At 75.5% G+C, this 19,998-nt stretch carries 17 protein-coding genes and 1 pseudogene; 8 read left to right on the top strand and 10 right to left on the bottom strand.

The features are described 5' to 3' along the window. Positions 1-1,064, top strand: a pseudogene (locus ACPC54_RS06495) (hypothetical protein); the annotation flags it as partial. 145 nt (positions 1,065-1,209) lie between these two features. Here the strand turns inward: ACPC54_RS06495 and ACPC54_RS06490 are convergent. Further along, positions 1,210-2,247 carry a transglycosylase SLT domain-containing protein gene (locus tag ACPC54_RS06490; RefSeq protein WP_498961849.1) on the bottom strand — a complete coding sequence of 346 codons (1,038 nt, stop codon included), beginning with the start codon at positions 2,245-2,247 and terminating at the stop codon, positions 1,210-1,212. Positions 2,248-2,296: 49 nt separating this feature from the next. Then, complete coding sequence (locus ACPC54_RS06485) at positions 2,297-3,157, bottom strand: helical backbone metal receptor (protein WP_498961847.1); 861 nt, start codon at positions 3,155-3,157, stop codon at positions 2,297-2,299. Between the two features lie 192 nt (positions 3,158-3,349). Here ACPC54_RS06485 and ACPC54_RS06480 point away from each other — a divergent pair, with 192 nt between their 5' ends. From ACPC54_RS06480 to ACPC54_RS06470, 3 genes are read left to right on the top strand one after another with little or no spacing between them, the layout of a single operon-like run. After that, a complete protein-coding gene (locus tag ACPC54_RS06480) occupies positions 3,350-4,498 on the top strand; it encodes an ABC transporter substrate-binding protein (protein ID WP_498961845.1) in 1,149 nt (382 codons plus the stop codon). Between the two features lie 60 nt (positions 4,499-4,558). Continuing rightward, a complete protein-coding gene (locus ACPC54_RS06475) occupies positions 4,559-5,596 on the top strand; it encodes a FecCD family ABC transporter permease (protein ID WP_498962435.1) in 1,038 nt (345 codons plus the stop codon). Beyond that, complete coding sequence (locus ACPC54_RS06470; protein WP_498961843.1) at positions 5,593-6,378, top strand: ABC transporter ATP-binding protein; 786 nt, start codon at positions 5,593-5,595, stop codon at positions 6,376-6,378. The genes ACPC54_RS06475 and ACPC54_RS06470 overlap by 4 nt, the downstream gene beginning before the upstream one ends. Before the next feature lie 34 nt (positions 6,379-6,412). Here the strand turns inward: ACPC54_RS06470 and ACPC54_RS06465 are convergent, their stop codons facing one another. The 5 genes from ACPC54_RS06465 to ACPC54_RS06445 all read right to left on the bottom strand — a co-directional run bounded on the left by ACPC54_RS06465 (position 6,413) and on the right by ACPC54_RS06445 (position 12,018). Further along, positions 6,413-7,435: an L-tyrosine/L-tryptophan isonitrile synthase family protein gene (locus tag ACPC54_RS06465; RefSeq protein WP_498961841.1), complete on the bottom strand. Its 1,023-nt coding sequence runs from the start codon at positions 7,433-7,435 to the stop codon at positions 6,413-6,415. Positions 7,436-7,564: 129 nt separating this feature from the next. Further along, positions 7,565-8,911 (bottom strand): cytochrome P450 family protein, encoded by a 1,347-nt coding sequence (locus ACPC54_RS06460; protein ID WP_498961839.1) that lies wholly within the window; start codon positions 8,909-8,911, stop codon positions 7,565-7,567. 132 nt (positions 8,912-9,043) lie between these two features. Further along, complete coding sequence (locus ACPC54_RS06455; protein WP_498961837.1) at positions 9,044-10,339, bottom strand: MFS transporter; 1,296 nt, start codon at positions 10,337-10,339, stop codon at positions 9,044-9,046. Positions 10,340-10,552: 213 nt separating this feature from the next. Next, complete coding sequence (locus ACPC54_RS06450) at positions 10,553-11,128, bottom strand: hypothetical protein (protein WP_498961835.1); 576 nt, start codon at positions 11,126-11,128, stop codon at positions 10,553-10,555. A gap of 320 nt (positions 11,129-11,448) precedes the next feature. Beyond that, on the bottom strand, positions 11,449-12,018 hold the full coding sequence (locus ACPC54_RS06445; protein ID WP_498961833.1) for a sigma-70 family RNA polymerase sigma factor: 570 nt from the start codon (positions 12,016-12,018) through the stop codon (positions 11,449-11,451). A 55-nt stretch (positions 12,019-12,073) separates the two neighbouring features. Here ACPC54_RS06445 and ACPC54_RS06440 point away from each other — a divergent pair, with 55 nt between their 5' ends. Then, positions 12,074-12,325, top strand: coding sequence for a zf-HC2 domain-containing protein (locus tag ACPC54_RS06440; RefSeq protein WP_498961831.1), 252 nt, complete (start codon positions 12,074-12,076; stop codon positions 12,323-12,325). Positions 12,326-12,721: 396 nt separating this feature from the next. On the opposite strand, the gene ACPC54_RS06435 is transcribed toward ACPC54_RS06440, so the two are convergent. Together ACPC54_RS06435 and ACPC54_RS06430 are read right to left on the bottom strand one after the other, a co-directional pair. Further along, complete coding sequence (locus ACPC54_RS06435; RefSeq protein WP_498961829.1) at positions 12,722-13,633, bottom strand: hypothetical protein; 912 nt, start codon at positions 13,631-13,633, stop codon at positions 12,722-12,724. A 137-nt stretch (positions 13,634-13,770) separates the two neighbouring features. Further along, complete coding sequence (locus tag ACPC54_RS06430) at positions 13,771-14,466, bottom strand: N-acyl homoserine lactonase family protein (protein WP_498961827.1); 696 nt, start codon at positions 14,464-14,466, stop codon at positions 13,771-13,773. Positions 14,467-14,764: 298 nt separating this feature from the next. Between ACPC54_RS06430 and ACPC54_RS06425 the strand changes: the two genes are divergently transcribed. Both ACPC54_RS06425 and ACPC54_RS06420 read left to right on the top strand, forming a co-directional pair. Then, a complete protein-coding gene (locus ACPC54_RS06425; RefSeq protein ID WP_498961825.1) occupies positions 14,765-16,237 on the top strand; it encodes a CoA transferase in 1,473 nt (490 codons plus the stop codon). Between the two features lie 47 nt (positions 16,238-16,284). Next, positions 16,285-17,010: a DUF6461 domain-containing protein gene (locus ACPC54_RS06420; RefSeq protein ID WP_498961823.1), complete on the top strand. Its 726-nt coding sequence runs from the start codon at positions 16,285-16,287 to the stop codon at positions 17,008-17,010. Positions 17,011-17,163: 153 nt separating this feature from the next. Here ACPC54_RS06420 and ACPC54_RS06415 read toward each other — a convergent pair whose 3' ends face one another. Beyond that, complete coding sequence (locus ACPC54_RS06415) at positions 17,164-17,763, bottom strand: HdeD family acid-resistance protein (protein WP_498961821.1); 600 nt, start codon at positions 17,761-17,763, stop codon at positions 17,164-17,166. A 274-nt stretch (positions 17,764-18,037) separates the two neighbouring features. Here ACPC54_RS06415 and ACPC54_RS06410 point away from each other — a divergent pair, with 274 nt between their 5' ends. Beyond that, positions 18,038-19,933, top strand: coding sequence for an NAD-binding protein (locus ACPC54_RS06410; RefSeq protein ID WP_498961819.1), 1,896 nt, complete (start codon positions 18,038-18,040; stop codon positions 19,931-19,933). The last annotated feature ends 65 nt before the right edge of the window (positions 19,934-19,998 follow it).

Here is a 19,998-nt window from a genome sequence, read left to right as displayed (position 1 = left end):
AGGTCGCGGAGGTCGCGGAGGTCGCGGAGGTCGCGGAGGTCGCGGAGGTCGCGGAGGTCGCGGAGGTCGCGGAGGTCGCGGAGGTCGCGGAGGTCGCGGAGGTCGCCGAGGTCGCCGAGGTCGCCGAGACCGCCGAGACCGCCGAGACCGCCGAGGTTGAGGCGATCGAGGAGTTGGCACTCGAGACGGCCCCCGAGACGGACGCCGACTCCGTCGCGGCCGAGCCGGTCGCGGAGACGGTGACGGAGGACGCGGCCACCGAGGAGGACGCGCCGATCGTGGTGTCCCTCCCCGCGCCCTCGCCGGCCGCCGACGACTTGGTCGCCGCCGCGACCGCCGCCCTGACCGAGGCCGCTGCGGTGGACGAGGAGCCGGCGGAGCGGGCGGACGCCGAGGTCGAGGTTGAGGCCGAGGCCGACACCGAGACGGTCGAGGTCGTCGAGGTCGTCGAGGTCGTCGAGGTCGTCGAGGTCGTCGAGGTCGCCGAGGCGGAGACGGCACAGGTTCCGGAGGCCGTCCAGGAGGAGGCCGAGACCGAGACCGTCGCCGAGGACACGGCCGTCGAGCCCGAGGCGTCGGCCGTCGTCGAAGAACTCGTCGAGGCCGAGGAGCCCGCCGCGGAGCCGGAGTCGGCGGTCGAGACCGCCGACGAGGTTCCGGTGGACGAGCCGGTCGTCGAGGCCGCCGAGGCGGTCGTGGAGCCGGAGGTCGTCGAGGCCCCTGTCGTCGAGGTCGTCGAGGTCGTCGAGGTCGTCGAGGTCGAGGAGCCGGCTGCCGAGGTCGTCGAGACCTCCGCCGTGGAGGAGGTCGTCGAGCCCGAGGCCGTCGAGCCCGAGCCCGCCACAACCGGCCGTCCCGCGAAGCCGGACTTCACCCCCGGCCGTCCCGTGACCGCCTACTCGGCCGACGAGCTGCTCGCCGTCGTCCGCTGGGTGGACGGCGACGACGTCGACCGCACCGACGAGGAGCTGCTGCGCGCGGCCATGAAGGAGCTGGGCTTCGCCCGTCTCGGCCCGCGCATCAAGGAGGCGCTGGGCGCCGCCGTCGCCGCCGCGCGCGGCTGACCCGGGACGCTACGCGGGTCGGAGGCGACCCACCGCGGCACACGACAGGGCCCGGGACGCGAGGAGTTCGCGTCCCGGGCCCTGTCGTACGTGGTCCACGCGGTCGCACGTGGCCGCGTGGTGGCGCAGCGGTCGTCGGCGCCGGTCAGCCGGCCTTGTTCCACGGCTGGCTGGCCATCAGCGCCTTGACGTTGGCGACGTAGCTCGGGTTCGGGATGTCCAGGCTGCCGACGACCTCGCCGGTGGCCGGGTCGGTGACGGTGTTGTAGTGCACCTTCCCCGCTCCGGCGTTGTAGGCGGAGACGACCAGGTCGAGCAGCGGCGTCTTGCCGGTGGCCGGGTCGGGGGAGAGGTCGTACTTGCCGCCGAAGGAGGAGTCGCCGTAGTAGGCGACGAGCCAGTCGAGCAGCTGGCTGCCGAGCTGGACGTTCCCGGCGAGCGTGGCCGGGTCCGAGGTGGTGCCGAACTTGCCGTTCATCCAGCTGACCGTGTTCGGCATGATCTGCATGGTGCCGATCCCGCCGTCGCAGGCGACGATGCCGGACTGCCAGCCGCTCTCCTGCCAGGCGATGGCCTTGACCAGGTTGGCGGGCAGCGGCGGGAGCTTGTCGGTGCCGCCGTTGCTGAGGTTGAGCGTCCGGGACTGTCCGGCGGCCGAGGCGAGGGCGGCGCCCACGGTGTCCTTGGCCTCGTCCGGGCGGGGCTTGCTGGGCTTGCAGCCGCTCTGCAACGGCGGCACGTGCGGGGTCGCGGGCGCGGGCGGCGGCGGGGGTGCGACCGGGCCGGGCTTGGCGGTCGGCACGGGCGCGACGATGGCGGGCTTGGCGACCGGCGGCTGGGTGGCCGCGGCGCCGGCCTGGTTGCCGCTCCCGGCGCGGGCGTTGCCGCCCTGCGCGCTCGGCGAGGCCTTCGCCGACCTGCTCGCGCCGGCGCTGGGCGAGGCGGAGGCGCTCGGACCGGCCGACGCCGTGTCGGTCGGCGTCGGGGTCGCGGCCGGGCTGCTGGACGGGCCGGCGCTCGGGGTGTCGCTCGCGGCGGCCGTCCCGGCGACGGCGGCGGTGGCCGGCGCGGCGTCCGTGCGGCTGTCGTCCGACCCGCTGGCGAGGTAGCCGACCAGGGCGGCCGTCGACACGGCGGCGACGGAGGACAGCACGACGACGGTTCTGCTGGTGCGCTTGTTCACAGTGGATCCCCCCACTTGTCACCGGCGGGCCCGGTGAGTGCCGGTCATCCTACGATGCGCCCGGCCCGCCTTGTACGAACGGGTCGCCCACCGCCCGCCCCAGCACGGCGGCGGCGGTCACCAGCGACGGCCCGTACCAGGTCAGGTGCCGCCCGCTGACCAGTGCCGCCGGCACACCCGGGAACGCCTCCGGGCCGTCCTGCGCCGTGAACCGGTACGGCTCGTCCGGCAGCACCACCAAGTCCGGCCGGGCGGCCAGAAGTTCGGGCAGCGGTACGGCCGGGTAGCGCTCCGCGTGGCCGGCGTGGACGAGCCGCAGGCCCAGACGGCCCAGCAGGTCGCCGGCGAAGGTGTCCCGGCCGAGGACCATCCACGGGCGGCGCCAGATCGGCACCACCGCCCGCGGGCCGCCCGGCACCGGCCGGACGTCCCGCCACGCCGCCCGCGCCTCGTCCAGCCACGACGGGCGCGCCAGCCCGCACGCCGTCGTCAGCAGCCGGTCCAGCGAACGGAACGCGCCCTCCAGCCCGCGGATGTCGGTGACCCAGACCGGCACCCCGGCCGCCCGCAGCGCGTCCAGGTCCGGGCGGCGGTTCTCCTCGTCGTTGGCGACCACCAGGTCCGGCTCCAGCGCGAGGATGCCCGGCACGTCCGGGTTCTTCGTGCCGCCGATCCGGGCCACCACCAGGCCGGCCGGATGGCTGCACCAGTCCGTCGCGCCGACCAGCAGGCCCGGCGCCGTGACGGCCACCGCCTCCGTCAGCGACGGCACCAGCGACACCACCCGGCGCGGCGGGCGCGGCCCGAGCGGGACGGGCAGGCCGAGGTCGTCGCACGGGAGGACGTCGTCACGGGAACGGACGGGGCCACGGGACGGGGCGCGGCCGAGAGCAGCGGAGGGGTCGACCATCCGGCCAGCCTACGCGCGCGGGCCCGTACCGCCGCAGCCCCTCCTGCGGCCCCGTACCGCCGCAGCCCCACCCGCGGCCCGGGCGGAAATCCCCGGGAACCCGCCCCGCCCGCCGCCCGACTACCTGGTCCGGGTCCGTGCCCCACGGCCCCGGTGCTGTCCCATGCACGATCACCGACCAGGAGAGAATCCATGCGCCCTCGCGTCGTCTGCGGTATCGCGGCCGCCGTCGCCCTGTTCGCCACGGCCTGCGGAAGCGGCGCCGGGAACGGAGCCGGGAACGGCACCACCGCGGCGGACACCGCCAAGGCCGCCCCGGCGGGCGGCTTCCCCGTCAAGGTCGCCGACTGCGCGGGCAAGGAGACCACCGTCGCCAAGGCGCCGACGAAGATCGTCACCAGCAACGCGGCCAGCCTGGAGATGCTGCTCCGACTCGGCGCCGGCGACCGCGTCATCGGCACCGGCTTCCCGCCCGGCAAGGGCACCCTGCCCGCCGAACTCGCCGACCAGGGCGCCAAGGTGCCGGTCCTCGGCGACAAGACCATCCCCAAGGAGAAGCTGCTCGGCTCCGGCGCCGACCTCTACCTCGACACCTTCGGCGCGATGCCGATGATGGGCGGCGCCGCCACCGCGCCCAGCGAGGAGGAGTACGCCGCGGCCGGCATCCAGCACGTCCAACTCCTCACCACCGCCTGCGCCGGCACCCCCAAGGCCGCCAAGGCGCCGCGCACCGACCTCGCTGCCATCGAGGACGACCTGCGCCGCGTCGGCGCCGTCACCGGCACCGCCGCCCGCGCCGAGGAACTCGTCACCGGCATGGAACAGCGGATCGGCGAGGTCCGCACCGCGCTCGCCGCCGTCCCCGCCGAGCAGCGGCCGAGCTACTTCCTCTTCGACTTCGACGCCGGCACCAAGCAGCCCGTCGCCGTGTGCGGCCGACAGGTCGCCAACGCCGTCATCACCCTGGCCGGCGCGCGCAACGTCTTCGCCGACTGCGACGCCGACTTCAAGCCCGGCAGCTGGGAGGACGTCGTCGCCAAGAACCCGGACTGGATCCAGCTCGCCGTCCGCAACCGGGGCAGCGAGGACGCCACCCGCAAGGCCTACGACGACGCCGAGGCGTTCCTGCGCGGCTTCCCCGCCACCCAGGGCCTGACGGCCGTCCAGCAGGGGCACTTCGTCCGGCTCGGCTCCGAGGTCACCACCATCGCGGGCGTGCGCAACGCCGACGCCGTCCGACAGATCGCCGCCACCCTGCACCCCGACCTGGTCAAGCCCGAGACCAAGGCCGACGCCGCCAAGCCCGACGCCAAGCCCGACGCCGCCAAGAGCGGTCAGTAGGCCGTGACTTCGGCCGCCCCCGCCCCCGCCGCCGCGAGCAGCACCCGGCGCCCGGCCCGCATCCTGCGGGCCGGGCCGCTGGCCGTCGCCCTCACCGCCGCCCTGATCCTCGCCCTCACCGCCGCCGTCTCCCTCGGCTCCGTCGACGTCCCACCCGGCGAGGTCTGGTCCGTGATCGCCCACCGCCTCACCGGACAGGCCCCCGAGCCCGGCACCCGCGACCTCATCGTCTGGCAACTGCGCGTCCCCCGCGCCCTGCTGGCCGCCGTCGTCGGCGCCGGACTCGGCCTGGTCGGCACCGCCGTCCAGGCCATGGTCCGCAACCCGCTCGCCGACCCCTACCTCCTCGGCATCTCCTCCGGTGCCTCCCTCGGCGCCGTCGCCGCCATCGTCCTCGGCACCACCCTCGGCCTCGACCTCACCTTCGGCAGCGCCCTCGGCCTCACCGTCTCCCTCGCCGCCTTCACCGGCGCCCTCGCCGCCTTCGCCCTGGTCTGGCTGATCGCCCGCCGCGGCGGCGGCTTCGCCCCCCTGCGCCTCGTCCTCGCCGGCATCGGCATCGCCCAGTTCCTCGGCGGCCTCACCAGCTACCTCGTCCTGCAGACCCGCGACGAACAGCAGACCCGCGGCGTGCTGTTCTGGCTCATGGGCAGCCTCGGCGGCGCCGTCTGGGCCCAACTCGCCCTCCCCGCCGCCGCCGTCGCCCTCGCCCTCGCCCTGCTCCAGGCCCGCGCCCGGGGCCTCAACGCCCTCCTCATGGGCGACGAGACCGCCGCCGGACTCGGAATCGACGTCACCCGGCTGCGCCGCGAGGTCTTCGTCGTCACCAGCGTGCTCACCGGCGTCCTGGTCGCCGTCTCCGGCGCGATCGGCTTCGTCGGACTCATGGTGCCGCACGTCTGCCGGCTGCTCGTCGGCGGCGACCACCGCCGCCTGCTGCCCCTGTCCGCCCTCACCGGCGCCGTCCTGCTGGTCGTCGTCGACACCGCCGCCCGCACCGCCCTGGACGGCCAGGAACTGCCCATCGGCGTGGTCACCGCCGTCCTCGGCGCCCCCACCCTGCTCTACCTTCTGGACCGACGACTGGAGCCCAAGTGAGGATCGCCGTCGAGGACTTGAGTGTCACCCTGGCCGGACGGCGGGTGCTCGCCGGAGTCCACCTGGTCGCCGAGGACGGCGAGATCGCCGGACTCGTCGGCCCCAACGGCAGCGGCAAGTCCAGCCTGCTGCGCACCGTCTACCGGCACCTGCGGCCGAGCGCCGGGCGGGTGCTGCTCGACGGGCGGGACGTGGCCGCGCTGCGGCCCGCGCAGTCCGCCCGGCACATCGCCGCCCTGCCCCAGGAGCGCGGCGGGGACTTCGAGTTGAGCGTGCGCGAAGTGGTCGCGATGGGCCGCATCCCGTACAAGGGGGCGTTCGCCGCCGACGACGCCGAGGACCACCGGATCACCGCCGGGGCGCTGGCCCGGGTCGGCATGGCGGCCGCCGCCGGGCGCCGCTTCACCGAACTCTCCGGCGGGGAACGGCAGCGGGTGCTGCTCGCCCGCGCCCTCGCCCAGCAGCCCGACGTCCTGGTCCTGGACGAGCCGACCAATCACCTCGACGTCCGGCACCAGGTCGAACTCCTGGCCCTGCTGCGGGAACAGCGGCGCACCACCCTGGTCGCGCTGCACGACCTCAACGCCGCCGCCTCGGTCTGCGACCGGCTGCACGTCCTGCACGAGGGCGCCCTGGTGGCCTCCGGGGCGCCGCGCGAGGTGCTGACCGCCGAGCTGCTGGCCGAGGTCTTCGGCGTCCGGGCGGCGGTGGTCGAGCACCCGCTCACCGGCGATCCGCTGATCGCCTTCGACCACCGCACGCCGGCCGGGCAGGGCGCGTAGCGACACGCGAACCGCCCCGGCCGGCCGGGTTCGCTCAGCAGCATACGCTGTGGCCTTCGTAGTGGCTCGGCCGGCCGTCCCGCAGGACCGGGCGGCCGAGCCGGGCCGCTTCCTCGTTGCGCAGCAACTCCCAGCTCCCGTCCGCGCGGTGGAGCACCGCGGAGTGCCAGGGCGTGGTCCAGGCGTCGGGCGCGGCGAGCAGCCGGATGCCGAACTTGGGTGCGCCGGCCGGCTGCGGGTGGATCGACAGCCGGACCGACCTGGGGTGCCGCTCGGCGATCAACTCGCCCCATGCCCGGCTGCGTTGGATCACCCCGTAGGCGCGGCGGCGGCAGTCCCGCTGCAGCGCCGAGCGGGTGCCGGGGAAGCCGGTCGCGTCCTCGCAGAGGAACCGGGTGATGCCGAGGTACAGCCGCCGGGTCTCCTCGTCGGCGAGCACCTGCTCGCGCAGTTCCGCAAGGTCCGGCGCGTACCGGGCGTGCACGAGGGAGCGCTTCTCGTCGTGCGGCAGGTCGCCGAGGACGGCCCGCAGGTCGAAGGTGTCCAGGCGGGTCAGGCCCTCGCGTTCGATCATGCGAGTCAACGCGTCGGAGTACTCGTCGATGTGGCGGTCGGGGACGTGGACGAGGTCCCCGAAGACGTGCCCGTCCGAGCAGATCAGGATGCGGGCGCCGGGCGCGTGCAGGCGGCCGATCTCGGTGCAGAGCCCGTCGAGGAAGGTCAGCGACAGGCGTTCGCCCTCGTCGGGCAGGTGGCCCAGTACCTTGGCCGGGTTGGGCGACTTGCAGGGGAAGCCCGGCAGGGTGAACCGGATCGGCTCGCCCGCCGCGATGAAGTCGGCCACCTGGGCGAGCTGGAGCGGGAAGTGCTCCGGGCGGGCGTCGAACTCCGGGTCGGCGGCGCGCCGGTGGGGCAGCAGCAGGGCGAGGACGCGGGCGGCGAGGCGGAGGGCGCCGGGGTCGTCCCGGCCGGGTATCGCGCCGGGACGGGCGGGTGCGGGTGCGGATGCGGGGGCGGGCCTGGGTGCGGGTGCGGCGACGGTGCCGACGGGCGGCATGGCGAGTCCTCCGGGGTGGGAGCGGGGGGCGGGAGCAGGGCGTGCGGCAGCCGGGGGTGGCGCGGCGCGCGGCGCGCGGTGCGGGGTGAGGGGGAAGGGGTGTGCGGGGCCGGCGTCGGGGTCGCGCGGTCAGTCGCGGCGGTCGTAGGCGACCGGCAGCCGGTCGACGCCGCGCGCCAGGACGGCGGGGATCCAGCCCAGCTCGTCGAGTCCCTCGCCGGGCACCGGTGACGGGCGCAGCCCGGGCAGCCGGGTGAGCAGGGTGGCGAGGGCGACCTGGAGTTCGGCCCTGGCCAGGGCGGCGCCGGGGCAGTAGTGGATGCCGTGGCCGAAGGCCAGGTGGGTGTTGGGCGTGCGGTCGAGGTCGAGCCGGTCGGCGTCCGGGAAGCGGGCCTCGTCGCGGTTGGCGGCGCAGAGCGAGACGATCACCGAGTCGCCGGCCGGGACGGTGGTGCCGAACAGGTCGTCGTCCTCCGCGAGGAACCGCCAGGTGGTGAGTTCGAACGCGGCGTCGTGGCGCAGCAGTTCCTCGACGGCGCGGGCGAGCGTGCCCGGGTCGCGTCCCGGCCCGTCGCGCAAGGAGTCGCGCAGCCGGGCGAGTTGGTCGGGGTGGCGCAGCAGGGTCACCAGCATGGTGGTGATCTGGTTGGTGACCGGCTCCTGCCCGGCGACCAGCAGTTGGAACACCATCGAGTCGAGTTCGGCGCGGCTCAACTCGCCCGCGTCGTGGGCCTCGACGAGCCGGCCGAGCAGGTCCTCGGCCGCCGTCCAGCCGGGGGCCGCGCGGTCGGCGCGCTTGCGGTCGACGACGTCCGCGATGTACGTCTGCAGGCCGCGCAGCCGCGCCTCGTACGCCGGCCGGCCCGGGTCCTGCGGGCCGACCGGCTGGACGACCTTGCCCCAGTCACGGTCGAAGCGTGCGGCCAACTCGTCCGGCAGGCCGATGACTTCGGCGAGCACCCGGAACGGGTAGTGGGCGGCGAACCCGGCGACCAGGTCGGCACCGCCGGTTCGGGGCAGTTCGTCGACCAGGGCGTCGGCGAGCTCCTGGAACCGAGGGCGCAGCGACTCCACCCGGCGCGGGGCGAACGCGTCCAGGACGAGCCGGCGCATCGAGGTGTGCTTCGGCGGGTCCTGGTGCAGCAGGTGGACCTGCAGCGCCGAGTGCTGCGGCTCCGGCATGATCGACGCCAGTCGGCGCCAACCGGCGTTGCCGAGTGCGTGGTTCTTGCCCAGGCGGGGGTCGTTGAGGGCGGCGTGGGCGGCCTGGTAGCCGGTGACCAGCCAGGCGTGGATGCCGCTCGGGAACTCCACCCGGTGCACCGGCCCGGCCTCGCGCATCCGCCGGTAGAGCGGGTACGGGTCGCGCTTGTACGCGGGCCCGTACAGTGGCACCGGGTCGGGCAGCGGGCCGCCGTCGCCTCCGGCGTACGGGCAGCGCGCGGCCTCGGCGCCCTGGTGGGCGGTGTCGGTCATCTTCGGTGTTCCTCCGGGGAGTCGGTCGCGGGTCGTGAGCTCGACCCGCGGGGTCGGGGCGCCGGGGTCAGCGCGTGAAGTCGGCGCGTGAAGTCGGCGCGTGGGGTACGTGCGTGGGGTACGTGCGTGGAGTCAGGGCGTGGGCGGCCGGTGCCGGGCGAGCAGGGCCACGGCGGACGCCGCCAGCACCGCGGCCAGGGCCAGACCGGTGCGGGCACCGGCCCCGGCGCGGTCGCCCGCGAGGACGACGGCCGTGGCGAGCGCGGGGCCGAGGGCGAAGCCCAGGCTGCGGCAGAGCTGGACGGCGGAACCGGCGGTGGCGAGCCGGCCCGGCGGGGCGGCGGACATCACCAGGGCCTGGGTGGGGCCGCCGTTGAGGCCCATCCCGGCGCCGGCCAGGGCGAGCCGCCAGGCGATCTCGCCGCCGGACCAGCCGGGGTCCAGCGGGACGAGCAGGGCCAGGCCGAGTGCGGTGACGGCGGCGCCGAGCAGCGCGGTGGGGCGGGCGCCCCAGCGGTCGGCCAGCCGCCCGCCGAACCGGCCGGCCAGCACCATGCCGAGCGGGAAGGCCAGCATGGTCAGCGCGGTGGCGGTCGCGCTCTCCCCGCGCGCACCGCGCAGGTGCTGGGCGAGCAGGTAGTGGCAGGCCGCGAATCCCGCGGCGAGCGCCAGCACCGAGGCGTTCACCCCGGCGGTACGGGCGGTGCGCAGCAGCTCCGCGACCGGCCAGCCACCGGGCCGGCGCAGCCACAGCAGCACCAGTGGGGCGGCGGCGGGTGCCAGCAGCAGCCACTGCGGCGCCCGGGCGGACAGGGTGAGCCCGAGCAGCGCGGCGGCGACGGCGGCGCCGATCAGCGCCGCGTCGACGAGCGCCCCGCGCTCGGGCGGCCGCAGCCCGCCGCGCCGAGGAGCGCACCGCCGCACGATCAGGGCGGCGGCCAGGCAGACCGGCAGCTTGACCAGGAAGACCGCCCGCCAGCCGAAGTGGTCCAGCAAAAGCCCGCCGACCACCGGCCCGGTGACGGCCCCGAGCGGCCCCAGCGTCGCGGGCACGCTCATCGCCCGCCCGCGCAGCTCGGGCCGTACGGAGGTCGCGGCGAGGACAGGCATCAGCACGAACAGCACGGCGGCGAAGGCGCCTTGGGCCAGCCGGGCCGCGATCAGCCAGGCCGCCCACGGTGCGAGCGCCGCCAGCACGCTGCAGCCGGCGAAGCCGCCCACCGCCAGCAGCAGGGCCGGCCGCGTGCCGACCTGGTCCAGCCATCGACCGGCGGGCAACAGAAGCGCCACCAGCGGGAGTTGGTATCCGAGTGCGGCCCACTGGGCGACCCCGGGGGAGACGTGCAGGCCGGCCGAGATGTCGGTGAGCGCCAGGTTGACCACGTTCATGTCGAGCATCGCGACGAACGAGAGCAACCCGGCGGCCACGACCAGGATCCATCGGTCCTGCGCCGGAGCGACAGGACGTTCCGTCAGATCAGGTGGGGAGGGGTGCTGGTGAGCCGCCATGGAGCCCTCCGATCGACTGCCGCTGTTCTGCCGGACACCGCCTCGGCGGCGGGGTCCGGTACAGCAGTCGGGGGAGGGGCGGCCCTGGTTCCGAACACCTGAAGGATTTCTTCGGAGGCGTGCGGGAGAGGGTCAGAACTCGCCGCGCTCGACCGCCTCGAAGTCGATCGTGCCGTCCGGCTTCAGGGGGAGGGCGCCGCCGTTGAGCAGCAGGTCCGTCATGCGCTTCGACCTCCGCTCCTCGTCCCTGATCGGGCCGAGGAAGGAGTCGACGCCCTGCGCGGTCGCGGGGAGGGACCGCCGCCCGTCCGGGCCCGAACCCTCCAGCTCGACGATGCCCTCCGCGCTGACGGTCATGGTCAGGTAGTAGGTGCGCCGGTTGGCGGTCCGGTAGTCCCATCGGTAGCCGGGGGTGTACCGGGCCTGTTCCATGCGGGTCGGCCGTTCGTCCAAGTCCGCCACCTCCCAGCGGAGTTCCTCGTACAGGCGCTTCGTTCCCCGCCAGCCGGGCATCGTCTGCAGTCGGTAGACCTCGGTGAGCCCGTCGCGGTACTCCTGGAGTGCCTCGTCCAACTCCGCCCTCGCGGCGCGCAGCAGGGCGAGGGCTCGCGGCGCGGCCTCCAGCGGCGACGCGGAGATGGTCTGGCCGTCCCGGGGCCGGTCCTTCGGCGGCGCCTGCTCCGGCGCGACCGCCGGCGGAGGCGCCACCGGAGGCGGCGTCGGTGACGTCGGCACCGCCGGTGGCTTCTGCGGCTCCTGCGGATTCCTGCGCCGACGTCCGAAGCGTCCGAACATGCTTCTCCACCCTCCCCATGGCGGCCGAGCTGCCATGGTGCACAGCCCTGCCGCGCGAGGACAAGACGCCCGGGGCAGGCGTCGGCCGCCGGGCGCGCGAACAACTTTCAGCGAACAGATAACAGATGTTGAAAGCTGTGATCTGTTATCTGTTCGCTGAAACCCGTCGGCTGTCAGTCGTCGGCGCCCTGCGGTCGGCCGCCCGCCCCCGAAGCGCTTGCCGAGCCCGACGCTCAGCAGGCCGTCGCGAGCTCCCCGTGCTCGGCCGCCCGCAGGCGGGAGATCAGTTCCTCCCGGGCCCGGGCGACGCGGGAGCGGACGGTGCCGACCGGGCAGCCGGCGACCTCCGCGGCCTCCAGGTAGCTGAGGCCGAGCACCTGGGTCAGGACGAAGGCCTCCCGGCGCTGCGCGGGCACCCGGTCCAGCAGGTCGCCGAGTGCGACGCCGTCCTCGAACCCGGCGGCCGGCGCGGCCCCCGCCCCCTGGCGCTCCGCCGCCTCCTGCCAGTCCGGCAGGGAGGCGCAGCGCGGCCGGGCGGCGGCCATCCGGTAGCGGTCGATCACCGTGCGCCGGGCGATCGAGAGCAGCCAGGTGCGGGCCGAGGAGCGCCCGGCGAACGCGGGCAGACCGCGCAGCGCGCGCAGGAAGGTCTCCTGGGCGAGGTCGTCGGCGGACTGCACGTCGGTGAGGTGGGCCACAAAGCGCCAGACGTCCCGCTGGGTGGCGCGGACGAAGGCCTCGACGTCGGCGGCCCGGCCGGCCCGGGCGGTCAGTGCGAGCGCGGTGAGCTGGTCGTCATCCACGGCCGCCTCCGACCCGGCCGGTCCCGGCGCGGCGGCCGTGCGAGACGATGGTCAGATGAGATGCGCGCAGTTCCGTACCGCTCTGTCCGCCCGGCTCGACGGCGAACGGACCGGTCTGCCGAGCGGCCGCCTGGACAAGCACCTCGCGCGTTGTACCGGCTGCCGCGCGTGGCTGGTCGACGCCGAGCGGCTGCGCGCCCGCACCGGGCGGACCGCCGAGGACGGCCCATCGGCGGAGTGGTCCGCCCGGCTGCTGGCCCGACTGGGCGAGGCGGGAACCGGGGCGGCGGAGGACGGGCCGCGCTGAAGCGGCCGAAGCGGTACCACCCGACCTGGGCTCGGCCGAAGCGGGTTCAGCAGAGGCAGAGGCAGAGGCGGAGGCGGAGCAGGCGCAGGCGCAGGCGCGGGCCTGAGCCGGCGCGCCGTCGTGGTGAGGCATGGGAAGGTCCCGAGGGAAGGGCTGGGGACGGCGCCGCGCGGGGCGGCACCGTCAGCGTCCGTGGGCATCGCGCGCACCGCGTCGCACCTCCCGGAGGGCGGCGGCGGCGAGGCCCGGGCCCCGGCGCGGCGGCGGCGCAGGGCGCGACCGGTCCGGCAGGGGCGACCTGCCCGCCACGGGTGCGGCCCCGGCGACCGGCGACCGGCGGCGGGAACAGCCGGAACCGGGACGACGGCGCAGGGCGCGAGGAGCGCGGCGGGCGCGTCAGCAGGCGAACGCGAATGCCGGCGGCCCGCGCCGGACCACGGCATGCGTGAGCAGCACCGACCGGGGTGGCCGGGCGGCGCGGTCGACGGGCCGGGGCACGGCCCGCCGCCGGTGGCCGAGCGGCCGCCCGACCAGCGCCAGCAGCGGCAGCAGCGGACGCAGCAGCGCCCCGGCGACCACACCGCCGAGCGCGCCCAGCAGGTCGAACAGTCGCACCAGCGCGGCCTCGCCGCGCCAGAGCAGCAGCGCACAGGCCAGCGCGGCCAGCACGTGCGCGGCGAGCATCCCCGGCGACATGCCGTGGGACATCCCGTGCGCCATGCCCGTGGCCGTGCCGGGGGACGCGCCGTCGGACACGCCCCACACCGTGCCGTCCGCCAGGACGCGGGCAGCGCCGGACACCGTGCCCGTCGCCGCGTCGTGCGCCGTGCCGCCCCCGGACGCGGCGTGCGCCGCCGTCCCGTGGTGCATCCCGGCCATCACGTGCAGGCTGCCCGCCGGCGGCGGGACGTCCGGGTCGAGGCCCGCCATCCGCGCCAGGTCGGCGGCGGAGACCCCGCCCGGGGCCCGGTCCGGGTTGCAGAGCAGCAGCGCCGCCCAGTCCGTGGTGGCGAGGCGGCCCAGACCGGCGCCGCCCCCGCGGGCGGCCGTCCCGGCCTGTTCGAAGAGCAGGTGCAGCGCGCCCTGCGCCGCCACCATCCAGACGCCGATCGCCCCGAGGCCCCGCCGCCGCCCGGCGAGCAGCCAGGTCAGCCCGAGGACGGCCCCGAACGCGCCGGCCAGCACGGTCGGCGAGACGCCGGCGCCGGCCATGGCGACGTGCGCCGCGGCGGCCAGCGCCACGCACAGCGCGGCGAAGACCACGGCGCGCAGCAGGCGAACTCGGTCGGTCATCACGATGGCACTCATCGTCGCATCCACCCCGCCCGGTCCGGACCGCACCCTGCGGTGATGGCCGGTTCCGCCCCGTGAGACCATGCCCGGCCGGTCCGCCGCCACCGCGCCGCCACCGCGTCCCACCACGGCCCGCGCATCCACCCGATCCGCTACCCGATCCGCTCCCACAGCGCCAGGTCGTGCGCGAACAGCACCCGGTGCGGCGCGAACCGCGCGACCCGGTCCAGCCACGCCGGGTAACCCGGCAGCGGCGGCGCCACGCCGTCGAGCGCCACCTGCCGGGCCAGCGCCGCCCGGCCGTACTCGGACGCGGAGTCGAACGCCTGTCCGGCCAGTAGGGCCGAGCGCCCGCCGGGCCGTTCCACCAGCAGCGACTGGTGCCCCTCCGTGTGCCCCGGGGTCGGCAGCGCCCACACACCCGGCCACACCTCGGCCTCCCCGTCGAGCACCCGGTAGTCGGCGCCGGGGAAGTCGACCAGTGCGTCGATGGTGTGGCCGCCGCGCCGCGCCGCGGCCAGCTCGGCGGCCTGCACCACCACCGGCACCCCGGCCAGCAGCGGGTTGCCCCCGCAGTGGTCGAAGTGCAGGTGGCAGTTGACCACCAGGTCGACGTCGGCGACCGAGACCCCGACCGCCGCGAGCGCCTCCGGCAGCGGCCGGCGGACCGGACGGTAGTGCGCCTCGGTCTCCGGCTCGCCCGAACCGATCCCGGTGTCGAACAGCAGCAGGCCCTCCGGACGCTGCACCAGGTACGCCAGCACGGGCTCCACCCGCGGCTCCGGCCCGCCCACTTCGGAGGCCGGCCGGACGAAGAAGCCCAGGTCGAGGCGGCGGATCGGGTACATGCTTCGTCCCCCCAGTGCGCGCGAGTGCGCGCCAGTTCGCGCTGTTCGTGAAACCCCTACGGCCCGCACCGCTGTGCCGGCAGCCGCGCCCGGCCGTACGGACGGTTCGCGTGTCCCGCGCCGCGGGCGGCCCCCGCCCCCGCCCCCGCGGCCGAGCGCCCCGGCGGGGCCCGTGTTCGTACCCTACCCGCCGACCGGCCGCCCCCGGTCCGGCTTCGTCTGCTTCCCCGTCAGGCGACGGCCGCGCAGGTGGCGGGCGTCACTGCGGGCGCCTGAACCCGGTAGCACAATGCGGGACATGACTGAGCAACCGTCGCCCGCAGGGGGCCGTGCCGCCGACCAGCCGACCGCCGACGCCGCCACTGCCGCCACTGCCGCCACCGGCGCCACCCGCGTCGACCGCCCCACCGCCGACGCCTGGGCGGCCCTCGGCGGCGAGCCGGACCTGCTGGAACGCGTCGCCTTCCACGGCCCGGACGACGTCCTGCCCTCCGGCCTGCCCGTGCGCCGCCTCGCCCGGGCCACCGTCGCCGCCTGCTCGCTCGCCGCCGCCGAACTCGCCGCCCACCGCACCGGCGGCCCCGTCCCCGCCGTCCGGGTGGACCAGGGGGCGGTCGGCACCGCCTTCGTCAGCGAACGCCACCTGACCGTCGACGGCCGCAGCCCGGTCGGCTTCGCCCCGCTCTCCGGCTTCTGGCGCACCTCGGACGGCTGGGTCCGCACCCACGCCAACTACCCGCACCACCGCGACCGGCTGCTCGACGTCCTCGACCTGCCCGCGGACACCGGCCCCGAACGCCTCGCCGAGGCACTGAGCGGACTGCGGGCCGAGGACGTCCAGGAGCGCGCGTACGCCGCCGGGGCGCTCGCCGTCGCGGTCGCGCCCGTGAGTACCGCCACGCACCCCCTGGTGGAGAGCCTGCCCGTAGCCGGCACCGCCGCCGCACGGCCGCTCGGCCCGGCCCCGGTCGACCGGCCCGCCGCCGGCATCCGCGTCCTCGACCTCACCCGGGTCATCGCCGGACCGGTCGCCACCCGCACCCTCGCCCTGCTCGGCGCCGACGTCCTGCGGATCGACTCGCCCCGCCTGCCCGAAGCCGAGGACGCCCACGCCGACACCGGCTTCGGCAAACGCTCCACCCGCCTCGACCTCGCCGACCCGGCCGACCGCGCCACCTTCGACGACCTGCTCGCCACCGCCGACGTCGTCGTCAACGCCTACCGCCCCGGCGCCCTCGACGCCCACGGACTCGCCCCCGAGGCCCTGTTCGCCCGCCGCCCCGACCTCGTCCTCGCCCAGATCTGCGCCTGGGGCTGGACCGGCCCCTGGGCCGGGCGGCGCGGCTTCGACAGCCTCGTCCAGGCCGGCGTCGGCATCGCCGCCCACGAGGCCGGACCGGACGGCCGTCCCGGCGCCATGCCCGCCCAGGCCCTCGACCACGGCACCGGCTACCTCGTCGCCGCCGCGGTCCTGCGCGCCCTCACCGACCAGCGCACCGGCCGCCCCGGCGGCCGCCACCTGCGCTGCTCCTTCGCCGGCACCGCCTCCTGGCTGCTGCACGGCATCGCCCCCGAGCCACCGGCCGCGCCCGCGGAACAGGGCACGCGGCCGAGCACCGAACCGTACGACCCGCAGCGCTACCTCACCGAAACCGACTCCGCGTACGGGAAACTGCGCCACGCCCTCCCGCCGATCGGCTACGACGGCGCGCCCACCGACTGGGCCCGTCCGCCCGGCCGTTGGGGCACGGACCGGCCCGTCTGGCTCTGACCGGAACCGGTACCGGTCTGTCGGTGGCGTCTGGCAGCATCACCGGCATGACCGCACACGCCACCGACTACACCTGGTTCGCCCAGCGCTACCCCGTCCTGGGCGAGGCCTACTGCCTCGCCCAGGTCCAGGGGCTTGACGCCGACGAACTGCTGCGCCGCTACGACGCGCTGCCCGCGGGCAGCGTCGTCGGCCTGGACGCGGTGCTCGCCGCCTGGGAGGCCCACGAGGCGGGGGAGGACGAGGACGAGGACGAGGACGGCGAAGAGGACGGCGAAGAGGACGGCGAAGAGGACGGCGAAGAGGACCAGGACGGGGCCGCGGCGCCGTCCGACCCGGCCGAGGACCGGATCTTCGTCGCCGTCACCGAGATCGACGGCTGGGCGCTCGCCGTGGAGCCCTACGGCTACCTCGGCACCCTGTGGGAGGTCATACCCCGGCTCGCCGAGGGCACCCGACTGGTCTCGCACTACCGGAACGTCAACGCCGCGGACCACTTCGACTGGTGGGAGCACGGCAGCTGCCGGCTGCACTTCGAGCCGCTGTTCCCGGACGACCGGCACGGCTCGGACGCCGACGCCCCCGGCATCCCCGAACTGCTGGCCCACTGCGGCTTCCACCTCGACACCGAGGACCACGACCTCTGCACCGAGGCCGCGTTCGCCCTCGCCGAGCGGCTGACCGACGCCCGGCTCAGCCCGGAACGGCTGGAGGCCGCGACCTTCCGGCTCGGCTACGCGCCACGGCCCGTCAGCCCGTCCGCCCAGCGCTGAGACCTCGCCCACCGGCCCGGGGCCGTGCCCACACCGCTGCGAGGCCGCTCGATGCGAACGCGCTCGATGCGGACGAGCGGACGCGGCCCCGGCCGGGCCGGCGGACGGTCGGTCCCCGCCGTGCGGGACCCCGGTGCGCGGGACCCCGAGGGGTCAGACCCCGGACGGGATCCGCTTGGCCCGACCCCGGACCTGGAGCGCCGTCGCGACCTCGATCACCCCGAGGATCACCAGCCAGCAGCCCGCCAGCACCGTCAGCGCGGCGATCGAACCGACCGGCCACACCATCAGCAGCACCCCGGCCAGCGTGTTGGCCACACCCGCGAACGCCTGCCAGCCACGGGCCGGCATCAGCGGATCGGACGCCGCCGCGGCGAGCTGCGTGATCCCCCTGAACAACCAGCCGATCCCGATCCACAGCGCGAGCAGCAGCAGTGACTGCACGGCGCTGCGGAAGCACAGCAGGCCCAGCAGGACACAGATCGCGCCGCTGATGAACGCCATCACCCGCAGCGCGGTGGTGACGTGGGTGCCGAACGCGGCGACCAACTGCACGATGCCGATCACCAGCAGGTAGAGGCCGAACAACACACCCACCACCAGCAGGGTCTCGCGCGGCCAGGCGAAGACGACGATCCCGAGGGCGAGCGAGGCGATCCCGGCGGCCAGCAGGACCTGCCACGCCGCCTTGGCGAGCAGCCCGAGCGGGCCCTGGACCGGGGAACCATCGGGGGTGACGATCGGAGATACCACGGCAGCGCACTCCTCGGACTGGCGACCGGCAGGCCCGTGACGGGCGAGGACCGCAGACGGACAGGGGACGGGCCCAGCCTCACCGCGCCACCGCCGCTCCGCACGCCGGACACCGCCGTCCGGGGGACACCGCAGTCGGGCAGCCGGCCGGGGACGCAGCCGTTCGTGGGCATTCGGTTCGGAGACGCCCGGTGTCCCACGTGTCGCAGTGGATGGGCACCCGGTCGCCGGAATGCCATGTTCCATCCACCCGCGATCGATACCATCCGGTGGTATGACTTCCGCAGGGTGGGGGACCCCGCCGGTCGAACCGATCAGTCAGCACTACATCGTGTGCGGGGGCAACGCGCTCGCCCACCGACTGGTGCTGGAACTCGTCGAACACTACGAAGTCCCGGTCGTCGTCCTCGTCGCCGACCGCACCCGGGACCACGCGCCCCAGATCGAGCAACTGCCCGGCGTCAGCGCCGTCGTCGAATACGCCACCATCACCGACGAGGCCCTGCGAGCCGTCTCCATCGGCACCGCCCGCGGCCTCGCCCTCGTCGAGGGCAGCGACCAGGACAACATCCACGCCGCGCTCAGCGCACAGGGCCACAACCCGGACATCCGGATCGTGTTCCGAATGTTCAACCAGCGCCTCGGCGACCACATCGAACGGCTGCTCAAGAACGGCGCCGCACTCTCCGGCTCCGCCACCGCCGCCCCGGCCTTCGCCGCCGCCGCGCTCGGACGGCCCAACTCCGTCGAGGTCGGCGGCCGCTTCCTGCACGTCGCCTTCGACGACGCCATCACCTCCGACCGGATCTGCGTGGTCGCCGACCACGTCGACCGCCAGGACCTCAGCAGGATCCGTCTCCTGCCGGAACAGCAGGACTCCGCCGCGTTCGTCAAGCTCGCCCGCGAGTTCGGCGACGACGGCCCGGTCCGCCCCGGCGGCGTACGGCGCCCAACGGAGCCGTCCGGGACGATCCCGGAACAGGCGGGCCCGCACGACCCGGCGGGGCACCAGGAGCCGGGCGAGCAGCCGGACCCCGAGCGGACGGCACCGGACCCGGGCGGGATCGCCGCCCTCCAGGCACTGCCGATGGAACCCCACGAACCGATCGGCTGGTTGCGGCGGCTGCGCTGGCGGCTGCTCGACACCATGCGCTTCTTCACCAGCGCCCGGATGCGGCTGGTGCTGCTCACCGCCCTCGCCGCGGTGCTCATGGCCTTCGGCGTGCTCTGGTACCTCAACCGGGACTTCGGCTGGACGGTCTACATCTCGCTGCTCGACCTGGCCGGCGCCGCCCAGCCCGACCAGCTCTCCGACATCGCCAACGGCACCGGCACGGGCGGGATCTGGCAGCGGGTCGCCCAAGTGGTCATCACCGTCTGCGGGATCACCTTCGCCCCGGTCGCCACCGCCATCGCGGTCGAGGTGCTCGGCTCCGGACGCCGCGGACAGCCCCGCAACCCCGGAGCCGGCACCCGGGACCACGTGATCGTCGTCGGCCTCGGCAACGTCGGCACCCGCGTCGCCGTCCAACTGCACGAGCTGGGCGTGCCGGTGGTCTGCATGGAACGCGACCCGCAGGCGCGCGGCATCGGCGCCGTCCGGGCGCTCGGGATCCCGGTCGTGATGGGCGACGGTCCGCTGGAGCAGCAGCTGCGCCGGGCCCGGCTGCGGTACAGCCGGGCGCTGGTCGCGGTCAGCGGCGACGACGCCACCAATGTGGAGGCCGCCCTGGAGGCGCGGCACGGGAACCCCGACGTCAGGGTGGTGGTGCGGCTGTTCGACGACAACTTCGCCGAGCACTTCTACGCCACGCTGGACAACGCGGCCTCCCGCTCGGTCTCCTACCTGGCCGCACCGGCCTTCGCCGCCGCCCTGATGGGGCGCGAGGTGCGCGGAACGCTGTCGGTGTTCCGGCACGTGCTGCTCATCGCCGAACTGACGGTGGAGGACGGCAGCCCGCTGATCGGCCTGAACCGCCACGACCTGGAGGACCCGGGCGGCGTCCGGGTCATCGCGGTCGGGTTCGCCCGCAACCCCCGGCTGGACTGGAACTTCCCCGACCGCACCCGGCGTCTCGCCCCGGGCGACCGGATCGTCGTTGCCGCCACCCGCAGCGGGCTCGCCCGCCTCAACACGGCGCTGGTCGAGGAGGAGACGGCGGACGGCTGACAACCGACAACGAACAGCTGACAGATTTCAGATGATGAAAGCTGTCAGCTGTTATCTGTTCGCTG

This window comes from Kitasatospora sp. NPDC094028, from assembly GCF_049543595.1.
Classification (GTDB): Bacteria; Actinomycetota; Actinomycetes; order Streptomycetales; family Streptomycetaceae; genus Kitasatospora.
The sequence above is the reverse complement of the archived record's forward strand: the minus strand, read 5'-3'. Positions and strand labels throughout refer to the sequence as shown.